The organism is Mycoplana azooxidifex, assembly GCF_014196765.1.
GTDB lineage: Bacteria > Pseudomonadota > Alphaproteobacteria > Rhizobiales > Rhizobiaceae > Mycoplana > Mycoplana azooxidifex.
This window is the reverse complement of the sequence record NZ_JACIEE010000002.1, coordinates 338,695-358,680: the sequence shown is the minus strand read 5'-3', so window position 1 is coordinate 358,680 and position 19,986 is coordinate 338,695. Positions and strand designations below refer to the sequence as shown.

The 19,986-nt window shown below is 66.5% G+C and carries 16 protein-coding genes, 1 pseudogene and 1 riboswitch; of the genes and pseudogenes, 10 read left to right on the top strand and 7 right to left on the bottom strand.

Annotated elements, in window-relative coordinates; all coding sequences use genetic code 11:
* Window positions 1–26 precede the first annotated feature (26 nt).
* From GGQ64_RS05115 to dxs, 6 genes are all read left to right on the top strand, one after another.
* A complete protein-coding gene (locus GGQ64_RS05115; protein ID WP_183800060.1) occupies window positions 27–590 on the top strand; it encodes a biotin transporter BioY in 564 nt (187 codons plus the stop codon).
* A 99-nt stretch (window positions 591–689) separates the two neighbouring features.
* Window positions 690–1,616 carry a histone deacetylase family protein gene (locus GGQ64_RS05110; protein WP_183800057.1) on the top strand — a complete coding sequence of 309 codons (927 nt, stop codon included), beginning with the start codon at window positions 690–692 and terminating at the stop codon, window positions 1,614–1,616.
* Between the two features lie 2 nt (window positions 1,617–1,618).
* A complete protein-coding gene (locus GGQ64_RS05105; RefSeq protein ID WP_183800054.1) occupies window positions 1,619–1,873 on the top strand; it encodes an exodeoxyribonuclease VII small subunit in 255 nt (84 codons plus the stop codon).
* 477 nt (window positions 1,874–2,350) lie between these two features.
* Window positions 2,351–2,749: a winged helix-turn-helix transcriptional regulator gene (locus GGQ64_RS05100; protein WP_183800052.1), complete on the top strand. Its 399-nt coding sequence runs from the start codon at window positions 2,351–2,353 to the stop codon at window positions 2,747–2,749.
* 106 nt (window positions 2,750–2,855) lie between these two features.
* Window positions 2,856–3,779, top strand: coding sequence for a pirin family protein (locus tag GGQ64_RS05095; RefSeq protein ID WP_183800049.1), 924 nt, complete (start codon window positions 2,856–2,858; stop codon window positions 3,777–3,779).
* A 252-nt stretch (window positions 3,780–4,031) separates the two neighbouring features.
* Entirely contained in the window at window positions 4,032–5,951 is a 1,920-nt protein-coding gene (gene dxs, locus GGQ64_RS05090) for a 1-deoxy-D-xylulose-5-phosphate synthase (RefSeq protein WP_183800046.1), read from the top strand.
* Between the two features lie 211 nt (window positions 5,952–6,162).
* Here dxs and GGQ64_RS05085 read toward each other — a convergent pair.
* A pseudogene (locus GGQ64_RS05085) lies at window positions 6,163–7,953 on the bottom strand (methyl-accepting chemotaxis protein); the annotation flags it as partial.
* A gap of 227 nt (window positions 7,954–8,180) precedes the next feature.
* Complete coding sequence (locus GGQ64_RS05080) at window positions 8,181–9,083, bottom strand: LysR family transcriptional regulator (protein ID WP_183800040.1); 903 nt, start codon at window positions 9,081–9,083, stop codon at window positions 8,181–8,183.
* 110 nt (window positions 9,084–9,193) lie between these two features.
* Here GGQ64_RS05080 and GGQ64_RS05075 point away from each other — a divergent pair, with 110 nt between their 5' ends.
* The 3 genes from GGQ64_RS05075 (at window position 9,194) to GGQ64_RS05065 (ending at window position 12,139) form a co-directional block, all read left to right on the top strand.
* The gene (locus tag GGQ64_RS05075) at window positions 9,194–10,021 is read left to right on the top strand and encodes an SDR family oxidoreductase (protein WP_183800037.1); all 828 of its coding nucleotides are present in this window, start codon (window positions 9,194–9,196) and stop codon (window positions 10,019–10,021) included.
* Window positions 10,022–10,139: 118 nt separating this feature from the next.
* Window positions 10,140–10,892 (top strand): TlyA family RNA methyltransferase, encoded by a 753-nt coding sequence (locus GGQ64_RS05070; RefSeq protein WP_183800034.1) that lies wholly within the window; start codon window positions 10,140–10,142, stop codon window positions 10,890–10,892.
* Window positions 10,889–12,139 (top strand): class I SAM-dependent RNA methyltransferase, encoded by a 1,251-nt coding sequence (locus GGQ64_RS05065; protein WP_183800031.1) that lies wholly within the window; start codon window positions 10,889–10,891, stop codon window positions 12,137–12,139. Before GGQ64_RS05070 ends, GGQ64_RS05065 begins: the two co-directional genes overlap by 4 nt.
* Before the next feature lie 179 nt (window positions 12,140–12,318).
* Here GGQ64_RS05065 and GGQ64_RS05060 read toward each other — a convergent pair whose 3' ends face one another.
* The 3 genes from GGQ64_RS05060 to GGQ64_RS05050 form a co-directional block, all read right to left on the bottom strand.
* Window positions 12,319–13,068 (bottom strand): crotonase/enoyl-CoA hydratase family protein, encoded by a 750-nt coding sequence (locus tag GGQ64_RS05060; protein WP_183800028.1) that lies wholly within the window; start codon window positions 13,066–13,068, stop codon window positions 12,319–12,321.
* A 183-nt stretch (window positions 13,069–13,251) separates the two neighbouring features.
* Window positions 13,252–15,033: an acyl-CoA dehydrogenase family protein gene (locus GGQ64_RS05055; protein ID WP_183800025.1), complete on the bottom strand. Its 1,782-nt coding sequence runs from the start codon at window positions 15,031–15,033 to the stop codon at window positions 13,252–13,254.
* Window positions 15,034–15,363: 330 nt separating this feature from the next.
* Window positions 15,364–15,882 (bottom strand): BA14K family protein, encoded by a 519-nt coding sequence (locus GGQ64_RS05050; protein ID WP_246422341.1) that lies wholly within the window; start codon window positions 15,880–15,882, stop codon window positions 15,364–15,366.
* 180 nt (window positions 15,883–16,062) lie between these two features.
* On the opposite strand from GGQ64_RS05050, the gene GGQ64_RS05045 reads away from it, so the two are divergent.
* Entirely contained in the window at window positions 16,063–17,166 is a 1,104-nt protein-coding gene (locus tag GGQ64_RS05045) for a glycoside hydrolase family 25 protein (protein WP_183800019.1), read from the top strand.
* Window positions 17,167–17,188: 22 nt separating this feature from the next.
* Here the strand turns inward: GGQ64_RS05045 and GGQ64_RS05040 are convergent, their stop codons facing one another.
* Window positions 17,189–18,286, bottom strand: a complete 1,098-nt coding sequence (locus GGQ64_RS05040; protein WP_183800016.1) for an FAD-binding oxidoreductase — start codon at window positions 18,284–18,286, stop codon at window positions 17,189–17,191.
* A gap of 1 nt (window position 18,287) precedes the next feature.
* A complete protein-coding gene (locus tag GGQ64_RS05035; RefSeq protein WP_183800013.1) occupies window positions 18,288–19,532 on the bottom strand; it encodes an aromatic ring-hydroxylating oxygenase subunit alpha in 1,245 nt (414 codons plus the stop codon).
* 106 nt (window positions 19,533–19,638) lie between these two features.
* Window positions 19,639–19,835, bottom strand: a riboswitch (cobalamin riboswitch).
* Between the last annotated feature and the right edge of the window lie 151 nt (window positions 19,836–19,986).

Below are 19,986 nucleotides of genomic sequence, written 5' to 3'. Positions count from 1 at the left end.
GAAAACATGCGAAGGGGAATTGCAGCATGAGCACCAGGGATCTCGTCCTCGTCGCGCTGTTTGCCGCGATCATCGTGGCGCTCGGCCTCGTGCCACCCTTCACGCTCGGCTTCATCCCGGTGCCGATCACCGCGCAGTCGCTGGGCGTCATGCTGGCCGGATGCATCCTCGGCGCCAGGCGCGGGGCGGCGGCCGTGCTGCTGGTGCTGCTGCTGGTCGTGATCGGCCTGCCGGTGCTTTCGGGCGGACGCGGCGGGCTTGCGGTCTTCGTCGGCCCCACCGCCGGCTATCTCGCCGGCTGGGTCGCCGGCGCCTTCGTCACCGGGCTGATCGCCGAGCGGCTCGTGCGCGAGACGCAGCCGGAACTGGCACAGTTCCTCGGCTTCCTCGCCGCCGCCATCGTCGGCGGCATCGGCGTCGTCTATCTCTTCGGCATCGCCTGGCTGTCCTATTCGAGCGGCAAGGCCTTCATGGAGATCGCCATGGCCTCGCTGATCTTCATCCCCGGCGACCTGATCAAGGCCTTCATCGCGATGCTGGCGGGACGCGCCGTTCTCGCCGGCTATCCGCTGCTGCCGGCGCGCACCTGAGGAGCGACGGCTGCGCCCTTCATGGGCGATTGTTGAAAAGCATGGGGGGCGGCTCCATTTCCCGTGGACCGTCCCGAAGACAGAAGGTAGCGTCGGGACATGACGACGATCCTCTTCGAGAACCCGATCTTCCTCCAGCACGAGACGCCGGAGGGGCATCCGGAGCGGCCAGACCGCCTGCGGGCGCTCAACCTCGCGCTCGAGCACGACCGGTTCCAGCCGCTGGTGCGGCGCAGGGCGGAGCAGGCGAACGAGGACTTCGTGCTGCTTGCCCATCCCGAAGCGCACCTGCGCTCCGTCATGGACGTGATCCCCGAGGAAGGCATCAACCACTTCGAGGCCGACACCTATGCGAGCCCGGCGAGCCTGCAGGCGGCGCTGACCGGCGTCGGCGGCGCGATCGCGGCGGTCGATGCGGTCTTTTCCGGCGAGGCCGACAACGTCTTCGTCGCGGCGCGGCCGCCCGGCCACCACGCCGAGAAGAACAAGGCGATGGGCTTCTGCTTCTTCAACAACGCCGCCATCGCCGCCCGCCACGCGCAGAAGGCGCACGGCGCGGAACGCGTCGCCATCGTCGACTGGGACGTGCACCACGGCAACGGCACGCAGGACATCTTCTTCGACGATCCGTCGGTGCTGTTCTGCTCGACCCACCAGATGCCACTCTACCCCGGCACGGGCGCAAAGGACGAGACGGGCGCCGGCAACATCGTCAACGCGCCGCTTTCGCCCGAGACCGGCAGCGACCATTTTCGCGAGGCGTTCAGGAGTCGCGTCCTGCCGCGGGTGGCGGACTTCCGGCCGGACCTGATCGTGATCTCCGCAGGCTTCGACGCCCATCACCGCGACCCCCTCGCCCAGATCCACCTCCAGGCCGACGATTTCGACTGGGCGACGGCCAAGCTGATGGAGATTGCGGAACGTTCCGCGTCGAACCGGGTGGTCAGCGTGCTGGAGGGCGGCTACGACCTGCAGGGACTGGCCGAATCGGCGGCCACGCACATTTTCCGGTTGATGAGAGGCTGATCATGACATCGTCCATCCCCGCCGCGGACGTCTCCGCGCTGTCGTTCGAGCAGGCCGTGGAAGAGCTGGAGAAGATCGTGGCGGCGCTGGAGCGCGGTGACGTGCCGCTCGACAAGTCGATCGAGATCTACGAGCGCGGCGAGGCGCTCAAGAAGCACTGCGAGACGCTCTTGAACGCAGCCGAGAATCGGATCGAGAAGATCCGGATCGACCGCGCCGGAAATCCGCAAGGCGTCGAGCCCCTCGACAACGGCTGACACGCCTCAGGCGCAATACGGCTCGAAGTCACAGAATCGTGACCCTGTGTCATTCGAGCCCCGAAGTCTCCGTTTCGATGCCTACGCACTTCTGATCGAAAGCCAGATTTTCGAGCGTTCCGCACGATCCCGCGGGCGTGATCGCGACCCCGCCCGGCCGGTTTCCAGCTACGGTAAATTTGCATATCGGCTTTCCGGGGGCTTGCAAAACCTGTCGGGAAATCTCATGTAGTACCCACATATGGAGTCCCCTCATTAAATGGGTAGGCTCTAATGGCGTGTGTCCGGCAAACCGGTGCACGTAATAAACGCAATTGTTTCGGGGAACGACACGACGGCTGGAAAGGATGGGTGCACTCAACATCAAATCCGGTGACCTCCCAAGCCGGATCGACAGCAAGGCACATCATTCCGAACCGTTCGTCACGCCTATTTCAAACCTCCCAATTCGTCTCAAGCCATTCACAAGGCCACAGTATGCTCTCTCATCATCATTCTTCCGAACGTCGCAATGTCGTCGCTGCCCGCAGCGGCAGCCGTGAAATTCTGGACCGCGTGGGCGACAAGTGGTCGCTCTCGGTCATCGAGACCCTGAGCGATGGCGCCCTTCGCTTCAACGAACTCAAGAAGCTGGTGGAAGGTATTTCCCAGCGGATGCTGACGCTGACGCTGCGTCACCTGGAGCGTGACGGCCTGGTGACGCGAACCATGTTCGCAACCATTCCGCCGCGTGTCGACTACGCCCTGACCCCCCTCGGATTCAGGCTCCTGAAGCCGGTCAGCGAACTCGTCGACTGGGTGCGCGAGAACAGCGACGAGATCGAGAAGGCGCAGCAGAGCTTCGACCAGCAATCGGTGCCGCAGACTGCTGCCTGAGACTGCAGCCTGACGCGATAGCGAAGGGCAATCGCCAGCAAGTCCCTTGCAACGGTCGGCAGGGTCCTGTTCATTGCAGGCAGACCGTGGCAAGGGAGCGAACACCATGAGCTTTTTCCCGGGGCCGGACCCCGTCGCAGGCGACTCGGCGGCCTGCAGCGCGCTGGAACACCTGATCATTCCGCGCACGAGCGATCTCGGCGGCTTCGAAGTGCGCCGGGCGCTGCCCACCGCCAAGCGCCGGCTCGTCGGCCCTTTCATCTTCTTCGACCGGATGGGGCCGGCGCTCTTCAAGGCGGGGGACGCGATCGACGTGCGCCCGCATCCCCATATCGGCCTTTCCACCGTCACCTATCTGTTCGACGGCGAGATCAAGCACCGCGACAGCCTGGGGACCGAGATGGTCATCCGGCCGGGCGACCTGAACCTGATGACCGCCGGCCGCGGCATCGTGCATTCCGAGCGCTCGCCGGAAAACGTGCGCGGCCATCCGCACGGCCTTTCCGGCCTGCAGACCTGGCTGGCGCTTCCCGACGGCCAGGAGGAGATCGATCCGGCCTTCGTCCACTCGACCCGCGACGAACTCCCGGTCTTTGACACCGACGGCGTCCAAGGACGCGTCATCATCGGCCACTACGAGGGCTATCGATCGCCGGTGAAGGTCCCCTCCGACACGCTCTACACCGACCTGATGCTCGCAGCCGGCGCCAGCGCGCCGCTTGCCGCCGACTGGGAGGAGCGCGCGGTCTACGTGCTGTCGGGCGAACTCGACGTCGCCGGCGATGTCTTCGGTTCCGACAGGCTCCTGGTCTTCAGGCCGGGCGATGCGATCACGCTGAAGGCGGGTCCGGCAGGCTGTCATGTGGCGCTGTTCGGCGGCGCGGCGCTGGGCTCCAAGCGCCACATCTGGTGGAACTTCGTGTCCTCTTCCAAGGAGCGGATCGAGCAGGCGAAGGAGGAGTGGCGGACGGGCCGCTTCGACATCGTGCCGGGCGACGACGAAGAGTTCATCCCGCTGCCGCAGAGCTAGCGCGCGAACCCTGGCGCCCTGCCCCTTGTAATCCGGGGCTGGCGCTTCGCCCCGACAATGCCTACTTGTGGCTCCAGGAAGCATCCGCCGCCGGCGGCGCGCAGCCGTGTTTCCTTGGCCGCAATAAGCATCTATTCTGGCTCCAAGGTTGCAAACCGCGCCGCATTCGGCAATGACAGACAAGAGAGAATTCCAGGTGGTGCGGCCCGTGCCAGGCAAAGCGAGCCGCCGCCCCGCAACAGCGCATCAAGAGTGAGACAATTGCCAGCCACGCCACTGCTCGATCAGGTACACATCCCGGCAGATCTGAAGAAGGTGGACGATCGCGACCTGCCCCAGCTCGCCGCCGAGCTGCGCAGCGAGATGATCGACGCCGTCTCCGTGACCGGCGGCCATCTCGGTGCGGGCCTCGGCGTCGTCGAACTGACGATCGCGATCCACAAGGTCTTCAACACGCCGCACGACCGGCTGATCTTCGACGTCGGCCACCAGTGCTACCCGCACAAGATCCTCACCGGCCGCCGCGACCGGATCCGCACGCTGCGCCAGGAAGACGGGCTTTCGGGCTTCACCCGCCGGGCGGAAAGCGAATACGACCCCTTCGGCGCCGCGCACTCCTCGACCTCCATCTCCGCCGGCCTCGGCATGGCGGTCGCCTCCGACCTTTCGGGCACGGAGCGCAACGTGATCGCGGTGATCGGCGACGGGGCGCTCTCTGCCGGCATGGCCTACGAGGCGCTGAACAATGCCGGCGCGCTGGATGCCCGCCTCATCGTGATCCTGAACGACAACGACATGTCGATCGCCCCGCCGACCGGCGCCATGAGCGCCTATCTCGCCCGGCTGGCGTCGGGCCGCACCTACATGGGCTTCCGCGAGCTCGGCAAGAAGATGACCGCCTATCTCGGCAAGTCGGTCGACCGGGCGATCACGCGCGCGGTCGAGCACGCCCGCGGTTACGTCACCGGCGGCACGCTGTTCGAGGAGATGGGCTTCTACCATATCGGCCCAATCGACGGCCATTCCTTCGAGCACCTGCTGCCCGTCCTGCGCAACGTGCGCGAGAACGCCCGGGGGCCGGTGCTGATCCATGTCGTGACGCAGAAGGGCAAGGGCTATGCGCCCGCCGAGGCGGCTGCCGACAAGTATCACGGCGTGAACAAGTTCGACGTGATCACCGGCGCCCAGGCGAAGGTCAAGCCGAACGCCCCCTCCTACACCTCGGTCTTCGCCGAGGCACTGGTCGGGGAAGCGGCGCACGACGACAGGATCGTGGCCATCACCGCAGCCATGCCGAACGGCACGGGGCTCGACAAGTTCGGAGAGATCTATCCCGCCCGCCTGTTCGACGTGGGCATCGCCGAGCAGCACGCGGTGACCTTCGCAGCGGGGCTGGCGGCGGAAGGCTACAAGCCGTTCGCAGCCCTCTATTCCACCTTCCTCCAGCGCGCCTACGACCAGGTGGTGCACGACGTGGCGATCCAGGGCCTGCCGGTCCGCTTTCCGATCGACCGCGCCGGCTTCGTCGGCGCCGACGGTCCGACCCATGCGGGCGCGTTTGATACGACCTACCTCGCCTCCCTGCCCGGCTTCGTCGTGATGGCGGCGGCCGACGAGGCGGAACTGAAGCACATGGTACGCACGGCTGCGGCCTACGACCAGGGGCCGATCTCCTTCCGCTATCCGCGCGGCGAGGGTGTGGGCGTGGACATGCCGGTGCGCGGCGAAATTCTTCAGATCGGCAAGGGCCGCGTCGTCAAGCAGGGCTCCAAGGTGGCGCTGCTATCGTTCGGCACCCGTCTTGCGGATTGTCTTCTGGCGGCCGAGGATCTCGATGCCGCCGGACTGTCGACGACGGTGGCCGACGCCCGCTTCGCAAAACCGCTCGACCACGACCTGATCCGCCAGCTCGCGCGCCACCACGAGGTGCTGATCACCATCGAGGAAGGCGCCATCGGCGGCTTCAGCAGCCATGTGCTGCAGTTCCTCGCCCTTGAAGGCCTGCTGGAGACCGGGCTGAAGGTTCGCCCCTTGGCGCTACCCGACATCTGGATGGAGCAAGCCAAGCCCGAAGCGATGTATGCCAAGGCCGGTCTCGACCGCGCCGGCATCGTCTCGACGGTGTTTCGGGCCCTCGGCCAGAAGGACATCGGCGTCGGCGTCGCCGGCTGATTACGGCTGCTCACGACCCGTGTCGGTCGCCGCCTGACCGGGCAGACTCCGCTTCAAGACAACTTTGACACCGACGAAACGCAAACGGCGCGCCCATGAGGCGCGCCGCGTCGTTTCTCATCTGGAAACCTGCCGACGCCCGAAGCGGGCCGGCAGGCGCGGTTTGTCACGCGGCGCGGCGGGTGGCCGGGGCGGTGGCGGCGAAGCCGGCGGCGGCGCCGCCGAGCTTGAACTGCGTCAACAGTTCGTTGAGGGCTGCGGCTTCCTGGGCCAGGCTGTGGCTGGCGGCCGTCTGCTCCTCGACCATGGCGGCGTTCTGCTGCGTGCCCTGGTCCATCGTGTTGACGGCGGTGCTGATCTCCTGGAGGCCGGTCGCCTGCTCGCGGGTGGCGACCACGATCGAGGCGACATGGCGGTTGATCTCCTGGACCTCCCCGACGATGGTCTCCAGCGCCTTGCCGGTGTCACCGACCAGCGAGACGCCGGACTGGACCTGTTCGCCGGAGGTGGTGATGAGCGCCTTGATCTCCTTGGCGGCCTTGCCGGAACGCTGGGCCAGTTCGCGGACTTCCTGTGCGACGACGGCGAAGCCCTTGCCGGCCTCGCCGGCGCGCGCCGCCTCGACGCCGGCGTTGAGCGCCAGCAGGTTGGTCTGGAAGGCGATGTCCTCGATGACGCCGATGATGTTGGAGATCTCGCCGGAGGACTTCTCGATCGCCTGCATGGCGGAGACGGCGTCGCGGACGATCTCGCCGGAGCGCTCGGCGCCCTTGCGGGTGCGCTCGACGAGGCGGCCGGCCTCTTCGGCGCCCTTGGCGCTGTCGCGGACCGTCGAGGTGACTTCCTCGAGCGCTGCGGCCGTCTCCTCGACGGAAGCGGCCTGCTGCTCGGTGCGGCGCGCCAGGTCGTCGGCAGCGGACAGGATCTCGGATGCGCCGGCATGGATGGCGGCGGCATTGCTGCCGACCGACTGCAGCGCGCCGCGCAGCTTGTCGAGCGAGGCGTTGAAGTCGAGCCGCAGCCGATCGAGATGCGGCGAGAACGGCGTCTCGATGCGGTAGCTGACGTCGCCGTCGGCCAGGCCGGCGAGACCGGCGGCGAGTTCGTCGACCGCCTGGTTGATTTCCAGCGCTTCGCGCTTCTTCTGCTCGTCGGTGTCGCGGCGCTGGCGCTCCGCATCGTCGCGCATCCGCTCGGTCTCCCCGGACAGGCGCAGCTTTTCGACGGCCGCCTGCTTGAAGACCAGGACGGCGTTGGCCATGCGGCCGACCTCGTCGCTGCGGTCGAGGGCCGGAACGTCGATGTTGCTGTCGCCTCCTGCGAGCTTGTCCATGGCGGCGGTCATGCCGACGATCGGTCGGACGATCGCCCGGGACAGGGTCCAGGCGAGCAGGACGGCGATGGCGATGGCCGTGAGCGCGCCGACCACGAGGGCGAGCACGAGGCCGGAATTGGCCGCCTTCTGCCGGGCTGCCTGCTCGGCCGCCCATTCGCCGGCCTGGGCCTTGATCGTGGCCGCCGAGCCGCGGAACACGTCGAGCTGTCCCTTGGACTGGTTGCGGCCGATCTCGATCACCTCGGAAATCGGCGCCTCGGTCGTCTTGCGCGCCTCGAGCTGCGGCACGGTCAGTTGCTCGTGGAAGACGTTGGCGGCCGACAGCATGGCGTCGATCGACTTCAGCATCTCCGGCTGCCCGGCTGCGGTCTGCTTGGCCTCGTCGATGAATTTCAGCATCTTGTCGCGGTTGGCGAACACGTCGCCATAGGTGCTGTCGCTGCGAAACAGCAGGAAGCCGCGCTGGTTGACGGCCTGTTCGAGCATCGCATGCAGGGCGTTGTCGACCGTGTTGACCAGCCGCTCGGAGCGCAGCTGGCTCTCGGAGGCCAGCATCGATTCGCGGGCCTTGACATAGACGATGCCGGAAACGGCGAGAAACACGAGGATCAGGCCGGCGAACGTAATGCTGAGCTTCCCGCTCAGCGAGATATTCTTGAACTTCATGATAGAACTCCTACTGAGCGGCCGCTTGCGGGCAGTCGCAAGGGACCGCAGCCGCGCGCGAGCGTCATGGCGCTGGAAGACATGATTGGGGGACACAACGATGGGCGCCGATCATGGCACGCGGGAGGAAGTCGTCAGCCTCGAAAATCAATATTGGCTATAATCATTCCGCATAAAAATTTGGTGAATCGGGTCTTTCACCGGGAGGGGCTTCCGACGGCCCGCCGCTAGGGGCAAACGGGAAAGGCGCTCCGGGCGAACGCTATGAAGGCGCGCAGTCCGGCCGGGACGAGGCGGTGTCCGGGATAGTAGATCGCAAGGCCGGGAAACGGCGCGGTCCAATCTTCGAGCACGCGCACGAGAGAGCCTCCAGCAATGGCGACTGCCGTGTCCCATTCCGTCAGATAAGCCAGACCGACGCCGGCAAGGGCCGCTTCCAGCCTCAGGTTCTGGTTGTCCAGCGTGAGCTTGCCCGACACGTCGAGCACCACCTGCTCGCCGCGCTTCTCGAATTCCCAGCGGAAGACCGCTCCGCTCGGCAGGCGGCTGCGGATGCAGTCGTGGCGCAACAGATCAGCGGGGGTCTCCGGGCGGGGATGGCGGGCGAAGTAGGCGGGCGACCCGACCACGACGAAGCGCTGGGCCGGGCCGATCGGGACGGCGATCATGTCCTTCGGCACCGCCTCGACCAGCCGCACGCCGGCATCGAAGCCATCGGCGATGATGTCGACCAGCCTGCCCTCGGCCACGAGGTCGACGCGCATGTCGGGATAACGCTCGAGGAAGCCGAAGACCACCGGCGCCAGGAACTGGCGTGCGGCGCCTTCGGAGGTGTTGATCCGCAGCGACCCGGCCGGCCGGTCGCGGAACGCGTTCACCGCCTCTACCGCGGCCCCCAGCTCCCGCAGCGCCGGACGGACGCGCGCGACGAACGCCTCCCCGGCTTCCGACAGCGAGACGCTGCGGGTGGTGCGGTTGAACAGGCGCACGCCGATCCGCCGCTCCAGCGTGGTGATGGCGTGGCTCAGTGCCGAGGCGGACATGTCGAGCTCGCGGGCGGCACGGCGGAAGCTGCCGTGGTCGGCGACCGCGACGACGGCGTTGAATTCCGCAAGGCCGGCCTTGGTCATTGTTCGATTTACCTCATCTGTTCATGCCAGAATATCTGGATTATCAAAACAATCCAGCCGCTCTATCTCCCGGTTGCAGATACAGGCAATCGTTCCGGGAGACATCGGACATGACCTCGACCATCCTCATCACAGGCACTTCATCCGGCATCGGCAGGGCGGCAGCCCGTCTCTTTGCCGAAAAGGGCTGGAACGTGATCGCCACGATGCGCGACCTTAAGGACGCCGATGCGCTACCGGAAGGCGACAGCCTGCTCACCACGCGATTGGACGTGCAGGATCCGGACAGCATTCGCGCGGCGATCGATGCGGGCATCGCCCGTTTCAGCCGCATCGACGCGCTGGTGAACAATGCCGGCTACGGCCAATGGGGTCTCTTCGAGGCCTTGACGCCCGAGCGGGTCCAGGCGCAGTTCGACGTCAACCTGTTCGGGGTGATGAACGTCACCCGCGCGCTGCTGCCGCATTTCCGGGCGAATGGTGGCGGCGCAGTCCTCAACGTCAGCTCCGGCGCGGGCCTCTTCACCCTGCCGATGATCTCGCTCTACTGCGCCAGCAAATTCGCCCTCGAAGGCTTCACCGAGGCGCTGTCCTACGAACTCGGCCCGCAGAACATCGAGGTGAAGCTCGTGATCCCGCACGGCGGCGTCACCTCGACCCGTTTCGGGGAGAACCAGGCCGCGCGCGGGGCGGACGGATCGCCGCTTTCCGACTATCAGCCCTTCGTCGACCGCACGCTCGCCGCCTTCGCACGCATGGCGGCGGAAAGCAGCATCGCAGCCGAGGATGTCGCAACGCTCATCCATACGGCGCTGACCGACGGCAGCGACCGGCTGCGCTACCTGATCGGCGACGACGCCCGCGGCTTCGTCAAGGCACGGCGCACCCTGCCCGACCAGGACTATGTCGACTATATGCGCGGGTATTTTCCCGCCTGACGGCGCATGGCCAGGAGCGAAGAGTTGCCTTCGCCCTAGTGGCTATCGTGGCCGCACAAACAGGCAATTGCTGCCGTCTGCCCTTGCCAGCGCCGCCGGCAGGCGTCATTGAGGGGCGATGTCCGACCAGGCCCCTTCCATTCGCCTCGACCAGTTGCTCGTCTCGCGCGGGCTTTTCGACAGCCGTTCGCGCGCCCGCGACGCGATCGCGCGCGGCACAGTGAGCGTCGAGGGCAGGACGGTGACCAAGGCGGGCACGACGGTCGGCCCGAACGCTGCGATCGAGATTGACGATCCGGCGCAGGACTATGTCTCCCGGGCAGCGTTGAAGCTGGTGGCGGCGCTCGAGCGTTTCGGGCTGGATCCGGCCGGCTGCGACTGTCTCGACATCGGTGCCTCGACCGGCGGCTTCACGCAGGTGCTCTTGATGCGCGGGGCGGCGCATGTCGTCGCCGTCGACGTCGGCCACGGGCAGATGCATCCCCGCGTCGGCGGCGATCCGCGCGTGACCAATCTCGAAGGCCTGAACGCCCGCGCGCTTTCCGAGAGCCACACAGCAAGCCGGACGATCGGCTGCGTCGTCTCGGACGTCTCCTTCATCTCGCTGAAGCTGGCACTGCCGCCAGCCCTTTCGCTCGCCGCTCCCGGCGCCTTCTGTGTGCTTCTGGTGAAGCCGCAATTCGAGGCGGGGCGCGCGGCGATCGGCAAGGGCGGGCTGCTGAAGGACCCTTCGGCGGGCCCCGCCATCGCCGCCGAACTGGAGCGCTGGCTCACCACGGAGATGGGCTGGGAAAGCCTCGGCATCATCCCCGCCCCGATCGCCGGCGGCGACGGCAACCAGGAATATCTTCTCGCAGGACGCAAGCCATGAGCACGGAAACGGTGACGATCAGCAGGCTCGGCAGCGGCGGGGACGGGATTGCGAGCGGCCCGGACGGGCCGGTCTACGTTCCCTTCGCGCTGCCGGGGGAAACGGTGGCGATCGCCAGGGTGAAGAGCCAGGGCACCGTGATTTCCACGTCCGTGGCCTCGCCCGACAGGATCGCGCCGGCCTGTCCGCATTTCGGACCCGACGGCCGGAACGGCACCTGCGGCGGCTGTTCGCTGCAGCATGCCTCGGATGCGCTCTATCATGCCTTCAAGCGCGGGCTCGTGGTCGATGCGCTGAAATCCAAGGGGCTCGCCGCGGAGGTGGCGCCGCTCGTGATCGCCCGCCCCGGCGAACGCCGGCGGGTGGCCTTCACCGCGCGCCAGACCGAGAAGGGCTTGCTGCTCGGCTTCAACCAGGCGGGCAGCCACCACATCGTCGATATCGACCAGTGTCCGATCAGCCGGCCCGGCATCGTCGCCCGACTGGACGCGATCCGCGCGGTTGCCACGGCCCTTTCGACCGACAGCCAGGGCTTCCGGCTGACCGTGCTCGAGACGCTGTCCGGCCTCGACCTCGCCTTCGAGGGTGTGCGCAAGGTCGGCGACCGCCAGCGGCGCGCGGTGACGGAATGCGTGCTGGCCTTGCGCGGCATCGCCCGCGTGTCCCATGACGGCGAGATCCTGATCGAGCCGCAGAAGCCGCAGCTCGATTTCGGCGGCGTTCTGGTCTCGCCGCCGCCGGGCGGCTTCACGCAGGCGACGAAAGAGGCCGAGGACGCCATGGCCGCGCTGGTGCTCGGCCATATCGGCAAGGCCAAGCGCGTGGCCGACCTCTTCGCCGGCTCCGGCACCTTTGCGCTCAGGATAGCCCGCTCCGCCCGCGTCCATGCGGTCGAGGGCGACGAGAAGGCGCTGAAGGCGCTCGACCATGCCGCCCGCCACGCACAGGGGCTGAAGCAGGTCACCGTCGAGAAGCGCGACCTGTTCCGCCGGCCGCTGATGGTCTCGGAACTGAAGGTGTTCGACGCTCTGGTCTTCGACCCACCGCGCGCCGGCGCCGAGGACCAGTGTCGCGAGCTCGCCCGATCCGGCGTGAAGAAGATCGCCGCCGTCTCCTGCAACCCGGTGACGCTCGCCCGCGATCTCGCGATCCTGACGGCCGGCGGCTACCGCATCACCGGCGTCACCCCGATCGACCAGTTCCTCTGGTCGTCGCATGTGGAAGCGGTGGCGACGCTGGAGAAATAGGCTCACCGCTCGGTGTCCTCGGGCAATGTGCGGTTGTAAACGACCATGGAGAGATCCGGGTGGCCGTCAACAACGACGCCACTCGGCTTCCGGGCGGAGCGTTGAATTTCCGGATGTTCTTCGACGTTCGATGGCACGACACCTATCGACTCCCCGGCGATCGACGGTTAGCCACGCGGCTACTTCCTCGCCATGAAGGCCTCGAAGGCGGCGCGGGCTTCCGCGCTCCTGAGCCTGACGGAGAAATGGTGCGCCTCCTCGTCGATGCGGCCGGCGACCTCTTCCCTGTCGCCGCGCATCAGGTTGCGCGCGGCCCTCAGCGCCTCGGGCGGCTTGGCGGCGAGGCGGGTCGCGACCTGAAACGCCTCCGTCTCGGCCGCATCCGCCACCTTCCAGATCAGGCCGGCCGCACGCGCCTCCTCGGCAGTGAAGCCCTCGCCCGCCACGAGCAGGGCAAAGGCGCGCTGGTGGCCCATCAGCCGCGGCGCGATCAGGCTGGACGCCGCTTCCGGCACCAGCGCCAGATCGACGAACGGCGTCCTGAAGAGCGACCGCGGCGAGGCGATCGTCATGTCGCAGTGCAAGTGGATGGTGGTGCCGATGCCGATCGCCAGGCCATCGACGCCGGAGACGATCGGCTTGTTGTGCGCTGCGAGCGCATGGAGGAAGTCCACCACCTCCCGGCCCATAGAGCCGCCCATGGCGACGGTGAGGAAATCGGCCATGTCGTTGCCGGCGGAAAAGCAGCCCTCCGAGCCGAGCAGCAATGTCGCGCGCACGGCCGGATCGACATCGGCGCTGCGCATCGCCTCGGTCAGCGTCTGGTACATGGCGCGGGTGATGGCGTTCTTCTTCTCCGGCCGGTTCAGCCGGATCACCTGCACGCCGGGGGCGGATTGCGGTCGTTCGATCAGGACGTGATCGCTCATGTCGTTCCTTTCCTCGCGGGCCTTTCTTCGCGGGCGCGATGGCGCCTGGCGTTCGTTCCGTGCTGCCGCGCCGCCGGCCTTCGTGCGACGATCACCACCACCGTGCGACTGTCGCCGCAGCATCACCCCACCCCGGCGCTTCGCGCCGACCCTCCCCCTCAAGGGGAGGGTTGACGTGAGCGCCTAACCCAGCACCGACCGCGCGGCCTCCAGGCTGGCGGCGCCGTTGATGACGCGGTCCTTCAAGGCTGCGGTTTCGGCGATGATGTTTTCGGCGGCGAAGCGGCAAAGGGCGGTGCGCTCGGCCCTCCTGCCGTCGCCGGCGTCCGCCAGCGCGCCTCTGGCGAGGTAGGCCCCCGTCAGGACGAGGCCGAACAGCCGCTGGTAGGGCGTCGCGCCGGCGAGCGCGTCCAGCTGCCGTCCCTCGCCCAGGGCCGTGCCGAGCCATTCGGTGGCTGCCTCGAGATCGGTGAGGCTCGCCTCCAGCCGGGCTGCCGTGTCGCCGAAGGCCGGATCGTTGGAAGCGCGGACGGCGGCGGCGATGCCCCGCAGCTCGGCGATGAAATCCTTCACCTGCGCGCCGTCCGAGAGCGGCAGCTTGCGGGTGACGAGATCGATCGCCTGGATGCCGTTCGTCCCCTCATAGATCGGGGCGATGCGGGCATCGCGGTAGAGCCGGGCAGCACCCGTCTCTTCGATAAAGCCCATGCCGCCATGCACCTGCACGCCGAGCGAGGCGACGTCGACGCCGGCATCGGTGGAAAAGCTCTTGGCGATCGGGGTCAGCAGGCTGGCGCGCTCCGTCCAGTGGCGGGCCTCCTCGCCTTCCGTCGCATGCGCCATGTCGACCGCGTGCGCACAGGCATAGGTGATGGCGCGGGCGCCCTGCGTCAGCGCCTTCATCGTCAGCAGCATGCGGACCACGTCCGGATGCTCGATGATCGGGCTCATGCCGGATCCCTGCCATCCCGGCGCCCTGCCCTGCGTGCGCTCCTTGGCATAGGCGATCGCCTTCTGTGTGGCGGCCTCGGCGATCGCCACGCCCTGCATGCCGACGGCGAGCCTGGCATTGTTCATCATGGTGAACATGCAGGCGAGCCCCCTGTTCTCCTCGCCGACCAGCCAGCCGATCGCGCCGGGCTCGCCACCGAAGCGACCGTCGCCATAGATCATGGTGCAGGTGGGCGAGCCATGGATGCCGAGCTTGTGCTCGACGGAATGGCAGAACACGTCGTTGCGCGCTCCGAGCGCGCCGTCGGCCTCGACCAGGAACTTCGGCACCAGGAACAGCGAGATGCCGCGCGTGCCGGCGGGCGCATCCGGCAGGCGCGCCAGCACCAGATGGACGATGTTGTCGGTGAAATCGTGCTCGCCGTAGGTGATGAAGATCTTCTGGCCGAACAGGCGATAGGTGCCGTCGCCGCGGCGCTCCGCCTTCGTCTTCATCACGCCGAGGTCGGAGCCGGCATGCGGCTCGGTGAGGTTCATGGAGCCCATCCACTCGCCGGAGACCATCTTCGGCAGGTAGGTGCGTCTCAGCGCGTCCGAGCCATGGGCAGACAAGGCCTCGACGGCGCCGATCGTCAGCGTCGGCCCGATCGCAAAGGCCATGGAGCCGCCGTTCCACATCTCCATCGCCGCGACATGGAGCATATGGGGGAGCCCCTGCCCGCCGAAGTCGGGAGATGCGGTCAGCGAATTCCAGCCGCCTTCGGCCCATGCCCGGTAGAGCGCGGGCCAGCGGTCGGGGGTCTTCACTTGGCCCTCCTGAAGGACGACACCCTGGCGGTCGCCGATTTCGGCCAGCGGCGCGATCTCCTCGGTCGCAAAGCGCCCGGCCTCCGTAAGGATCGCCTCGACAAGATCATCCGAGAGCTCGCCGAGGCGACCCTCGGCCATCGCGGCCGAAAGGCCTGCGACGTGACGAAGGGTGAAGACGGTCTCCTCCACCGGAGCCTTGTACATGCGGATCCTCCCATTCCCGGCCGGGGCCAGGCCATCGACAATGATGGCTGGCGGCATCCGGCGCAATGCGCGGCAGATTATTTATTTTTACGTAAACGTCAATTGTGAATGGCCGCCAGCGTCGACCTGCAGGAACCGACAGAAAAGGTGACCGGAGGTCGGGCCAAAAGCCCTTCCAATCATCGGACGCGCGTGTAAATTAGCAAGAACTGAATCGCGAGGGGAAATCGTCGAGCCAGCGGGCCGTTCACATGAAAATGCTCCGGAACATCCGTCCCGGAGCATAAGAGCCATAGCCTGTCTTGCGACCCTTTGGGTCGGAACGGCCGGTTACCTATAGGGCGAGTAGCACTGCTGGCGCGGGCCGTTATAGGGCTGGAACGTGTTGTCGTAGGCCCTATAGGAACGATAGCGGTTGTAGCACCACTGGGTGTGGGCGCTGCCGCCGCCGACATAGGCCGGTGCGCGGGGGGCGGTAATCGCTCCGCCGATGATGGCGCCGGTGGCGAAGGCTGCCAGCGGGAACCAGTAGCCGTCATGGTAGCGATAGCCCGGGCGGGAGGAACGATAACCGCGATGGCCGTTGTAGTAGCCGTTGCGGTAACCGCGATTGTAGTCGCGGCGGGTTTCGCGGCGATCCCGCTTCCAGTCACGACGGTCCCGGTTCCCGTGACGGCGGGATTCGTTGCGACAATGGCGGCCTTCGCAGCGCACGAGGTCGACGCCTGATTCGCCGGCCTGGACGGGCTGCACCGTCATTTTGGGCATGGGTTGGCTGGCAGCGGGTACGACGGGGCTGACGGCGAAAAGCACGGACAGCGCGACGGCGATGGATCTGGTACCGAACATTCTGGGCATACCTCCTGTTGATGCGGCTTACGTTGTTACATCCTGCAAAAGAACGCAGCGGGCCAGAAAAAGTTTCGTGATCAGGGGCAAAAATCCGCCCCGATTAGAAAGGCATTAACGTTACGGTAACCCTGTCGAAACAAAATTCCTGATTCGGAGGTCGACGGCGGAGCGCGAAACATGAGGGCACGGAACCGATTTCTCGCATTTCTGACTGGCGCGCTGCTTCTCGTCGCGCCCGTCCCCGGCATCGCCGCGGACGTCGAGCCGTGGCGGAACAAGGACCACGCCATCGTCATCGACGCCTACGAGATGAACGAGATCGACTGGCCGCTGCTTCTGACCGACAAGCGCATCGCCGGCTTCATCTCCAAGGCCTCCGACGGCCTGCCGGAAAGTTTCGACTGCAAGGGCGAACACGACGGCGACACCGTCGCGCACTGCAAGACCATGTGGCGCAAATACGCCGTCAGCCGCGAACTCTACGAAACCCGGCGGCTGCTGGCCCGGGCGCAGGGCCTGCTCTGGGGCGCCTATCACCTCGCCCGACCCGGCAACCCGGTCGACCAGGCCAACCACTTTCTCGACTATGCGCGGCCGCAGCCGGACGAGATGATGGTGCTGGATATCGAGGCGATCGATCCGAAAAAGTTCATGTCGCTCGAGGACGCGCAGATCTTCGCCGGCCACGTCCGGACGCGGACGGGGCGCTATCCGGTGCTCTACACCAACCATTCCACCGCGAAATACATCGCGGCCAACCGCGACAAGTACCGCATCCTGTCGCGCCTGCCGCTCTGGTATGCCCGCTACAAGCCCGGCATCCGCAAGGTCTTCCCCCTCGGCAACTGGGACAATTACGCCCTCTGGCAGTTTTCCGCCGCCGCCAACTGCAACAAGCGCCGCTGCCCCTACCGCGTGAAGGGAACCTTCAACGACATCGACGTCAACGTGGTGCCGATGAACCGGGCGGACCTGACCAAGATCTGGGCCTTCGGGGACCTCCTGCCCGAAAAACCGTTCGAGACCGGCGAGCCGCCGGTCGACGACATCGTCACCGCATCCGTTGCAAGGGCTGCCGCCGCCGACGAGCCCAAGTCGCTGCCGGTGAAGGCCGCCGCAGTCTCGTTCGCCGGCCTCGCGGCCTCCGCGGATGCGACCGTGACGTTCGTCGTGCGCAACGGGGCCCCGGCGGTGCCGGACGCAGCGGTCGCCCCGGAACAGATCGCCGACGGCAGCGAGAAGACCACGCCGGCCGCAGCCCCGCCGCACGCCACGCCCTGACCCGTTGGCCGGATGCCGGTCCCTATGCCTCGATCTGCACGTCGCCCAGCGAGCGCGAGCAGCAGGCGAGGATGTAGCCTTCGGCGATCTCGTCGTCGAGGATGCCGCCGTTGTGGTTCATCTCGACTTCGCCGGACACCTTCATGACGCGGCAGGTGCCGCAGAGGCCGCCTTCGCAGGCGGCACCGATGCGCACGCCGGCGGAGCGCGCCGTCTGCAGGATCGTCTGGCCGGGCGGGCATTTTGCTTCCTTGCCGGCCATGGTGAAGGTGACGGTCGAGACGGCCGAGGCATCCACCTCGCCCGGGCCGGCGCGCACGGCAAGCTCTTCGGCTGCGGGTGCGGCCGCCGGCTGGAAGCTCTCCTCGTGATAGCGCGCCATGTCGAAGCCGCAGACCTTGAGCATGTCGCGCACGCCGCGCATGAACGGCTCGGGGCCGCAGCAGAAGACGGTGCGGTCGCGGAAGTCCGGGGCCAGCAGCGAAAGCCGCGAGCCATCGATGCGGCCGCGCAGGCCATGCCAGCCGTCGCGCGGATTGCGGCCCTCGACGACGAAGCCGAGCGAGAGATTGGGCATCTGCGCCGACAGACACTCGAGCTCGGCGCGGAACAGGATGTCCTGCGGCGACCGCGCGCAGGAGACGAAGGCGACGTCGGTCTGCGGCGCACAGTCGGCCATCCACCGCGTCATCGACATCATCGGCGTGACGCCGGAGCCGGCGGAGATGAACAGGTATTTCTCGCCGGGATGGCGCACGAAGGAGAAGTCGCCGAGCGGCCCGAAGGCCTTCAACTGCATGCCCGGCCTCAGGTGGTCGAACATCCAGCGCGTGCCGATCGAGTCCTTCTGGACCTTGACGGTAACGGCGACCGAGAACGGCCGCGACGGGGTCGAAGACAGCGTATAGGTGCGCATCACCGGATCGTCCGGCGTCACCGGCAGCTCCAGCGTGACGAACTGGCCCGGCAGATAGCGGAACCAGTTCTCGCGGTCGGAGCGGAAGGTGAACGTCATCACGTCGGCCGTCTCGGCCGTCACCGCGATGCATTCCAGCATGTGCTGGCGGTCGTTCCAGGGCTGGAGTTCGTCGAAATGGCGGAAGTCGCTCGCGATCGTCATCTCAGGCCACCCGTGTCAGAGGCTGCTTGTCGCCCTGCAGGCGCTGTTCCATGAACGTGCAGTACCATTCGACGAACTGCATCACGCCGCCTTCGTCCTCAGGCGAATAGGGACCGGGTTCATAGGCAGGAGAGCGGATGCCGAAGGCGTTTTCCTCGACGATCTGGCGATCCTGGTCGTTGGTCTCGGTCCAGACGTGGGTCAGTTCGTCGAGGTTGTAGTCCACGCCCTCGACCGCATCCTCGTTGACCAGCCACTTGGTGGTGACCTGCGTCAACTCGGGGCCGAGAGGCAGGACGCGGAAGGTGATGGCGTGATCGGCCAGCACGTGGTTCCAGGTGGTCGGGTAGTGGAACATCAGCAGCGTGCCGATGTGGCTCTCTTTGACGTCGGCCGACAGCGGACGGCGGACGGCGCGCGCGCCGGACATGGTGTAGCTCTCGGCCTCGGCGATCAGCGGCATGCGCGCCAGGCGGAACTGGCCGCTCGGCGACATGCGGAACTCGCTCGGTAAACCCGATGCCTCGCACTTCGCCCAGTGGCCGGCGATGACCGGATCGTCCTTGGCGCCCTGGACGCCGGTGGCGCTGGGTGCCTCCGGATAGGTGCGGCAGAGCTCAGGATGGTTGGCGGCGCAGTGGTAGCACTCGCGGTTGTTCTCCCAGACGAGCTTCCAGTTGCCCTTCTCGACGATCGTGCTCTCGAAGGCGACCTTGGTCTCGCCGAGGCGATGGCGGACGAGATAGGGCTCGGCCAGTTCGCGATAGGGCGAAAAATCGGGCGCTTCGTCGGCGAGACAAATGAAGATGTAGCCGCCGACGGTCTCGCAATGGACCTTCTTCAGGCTGTGCTGGCTCTTGTCGAAATCCTCGGCCATGTGGCGGGCGAAAAGCAGCGTGCCATCCAACTCATAGGTCCACTGATGATAGGGACAGACGAGCTTGGCCGAGGCGCCCTTGTGCTGGCTGCAGACGCGCGAGCCGCGGTGACGGCAGGAATTGTGCAGCGCGCGAACCGTGCCCTGGCGGTCGCGGGTGATGACGACCGGATAGTCGCCGACCTGCAGGGTGAAGAAATTGCCGGCCCGCGGGATCTCGCAGTCGTGGCCGACGAAGAGCCAGTCGCGATACCAGACCGTCTCCAGGTCGAGCTTGTAATAGTCCTGGTCGATATAGAACGCTTGGTCGAGGCTGTAGCCCTCGCGCCGGTTCCTGATCTTGCGAAGTACGTCGCTGCGAATGTCCATTGCCGCTTCCTCAAAAGCATTGCTCGTCTGAAGCGGGCATGGATCGAGGCCGACCAGCATGAAGACATGGCTTCGCTGCGCCCCCGGCCGCCCGCCGCAGCCAGTCACGTTATGTTTCTCCAAGGCTGGTTTCCGGGCTCGGGAGATGTCCTCTGCGGACCGCGCGGCGCCTTCCCGAATTGCTTCAGTGGCGATTTGCCGCGATTTCTTCCCTTACCGTTGCGGGGGCAGCTCCGGATTTTCACCGGCTTCCCAATTATCCGCCCTCCCTAGAGAGGCAGCACCTTGAGCCCCTTCATCTAAGCGGAAAGGCCGGCGCTCCAGTCGCCCAAATGCGACGTCGCCTTCCGCTTTGACGACAGCGAACAACGGAGATGTAATTTCTAAATAATTATTATAAATCAATTAGTTAACAAAATGTCCACGGCGTTTCGACTAACAAATGGGCGGCCAG

Excerpts from the sequence above, each read along its gene's own strand:
- GGQ64_RS05080 (WP_183800040.1), bottom strand. The coding sequence starts at position 9,083 with ATGACCAAGGCCGGCCTTGCGGAATTCAACGCCGTCGTCGCGGTCGCC.
- GGQ64_RS05055 (WP_183800025.1), bottom strand. The coding sequence starts at position 15,033 with ATGTACAAGGCTCCGGTGGAGGAGACCGTCTTCACCCTTCGTCACGTC.
- GGQ64_RS05060 (WP_183800028.1), bottom strand. The coding sequence starts at position 13,068 with ATGAGCGATCACGTCCTGATCGAACGACCGCAATCCGCCCCCGGCGTG.
- GGQ64_RS05070 (WP_183800034.1), top strand. The coding sequence starts at position 10,140 with ATGTCCGACCAGGCCCCTTCCATTCGCCTCGACCAGTTGCTCGTCTCG.
- GGQ64_RS05115 (WP_183800060.1), top strand. The coding sequence starts at position 27 with ATGAGCACCAGGGATCTCGTCCTCGTCGCGCTGTTTGCCGCGATCATC.
- GGQ64_RS05040 (WP_183800016.1), bottom strand. The coding sequence starts at position 18,286 with ATGACGATCGCGAGCGACTTCCGCCATTTCGACGAACTCCAGCCCTGG.
- GGQ64_RS05035 (WP_183800013.1), bottom strand. The coding sequence starts at position 19,532 with ATGGACATTCGCAGCGACGTACTTCGCAAGATCAGGAACCGGCGCGAG.
- GGQ64_RS05100 (WP_183800052.1), top strand. The coding sequence starts at position 2,351 with ATGCTCTCTCATCATCATTCTTCCGAACGTCGCAATGTCGTCGCTGCC.
- GGQ64_RS05075 (WP_183800037.1), top strand. The coding sequence starts at position 9,194 with ATGACCTCGACCATCCTCATCACAGGCACTTCATCCGGCATCGGCAGG.
- GGQ64_RS05110 (WP_183800057.1), top strand. The coding sequence starts at position 690 with ATGACGACGATCCTCTTCGAGAACCCGATCTTCCTCCAGCACGAGACG.
- GGQ64_RS05050 (WP_246422341.1), bottom strand. The coding sequence starts at position 15,882 with ATGTTCGGTACCAGATCCATCGCCGTCGCGCTGTCCGTGCTTTTCGCC.
- GGQ64_RS05045 (WP_183800019.1), top strand. The coding sequence starts at position 16,063 with ATGAGGGCACGGAACCGATTTCTCGCATTTCTGACTGGCGCGCTGCTT.
- GGQ64_RS05105 (WP_183800054.1), top strand. The coding sequence starts at position 1,619 with ATGACATCGTCCATCCCCGCCGCGGACGTCTCCGCGCTGTCGTTCGAG.
- GGQ64_RS05065 (WP_183800031.1), top strand. The coding sequence starts at position 10,889 with ATGAGCACGGAAACGGTGACGATCAGCAGGCTCGGCAGCGGCGGGGAC.
- GGQ64_RS05095 (WP_183800049.1), top strand. The coding sequence starts at position 2,856 with ATGAGCTTTTTCCCGGGGCCGGACCCCGTCGCAGGCGACTCGGCGGCC.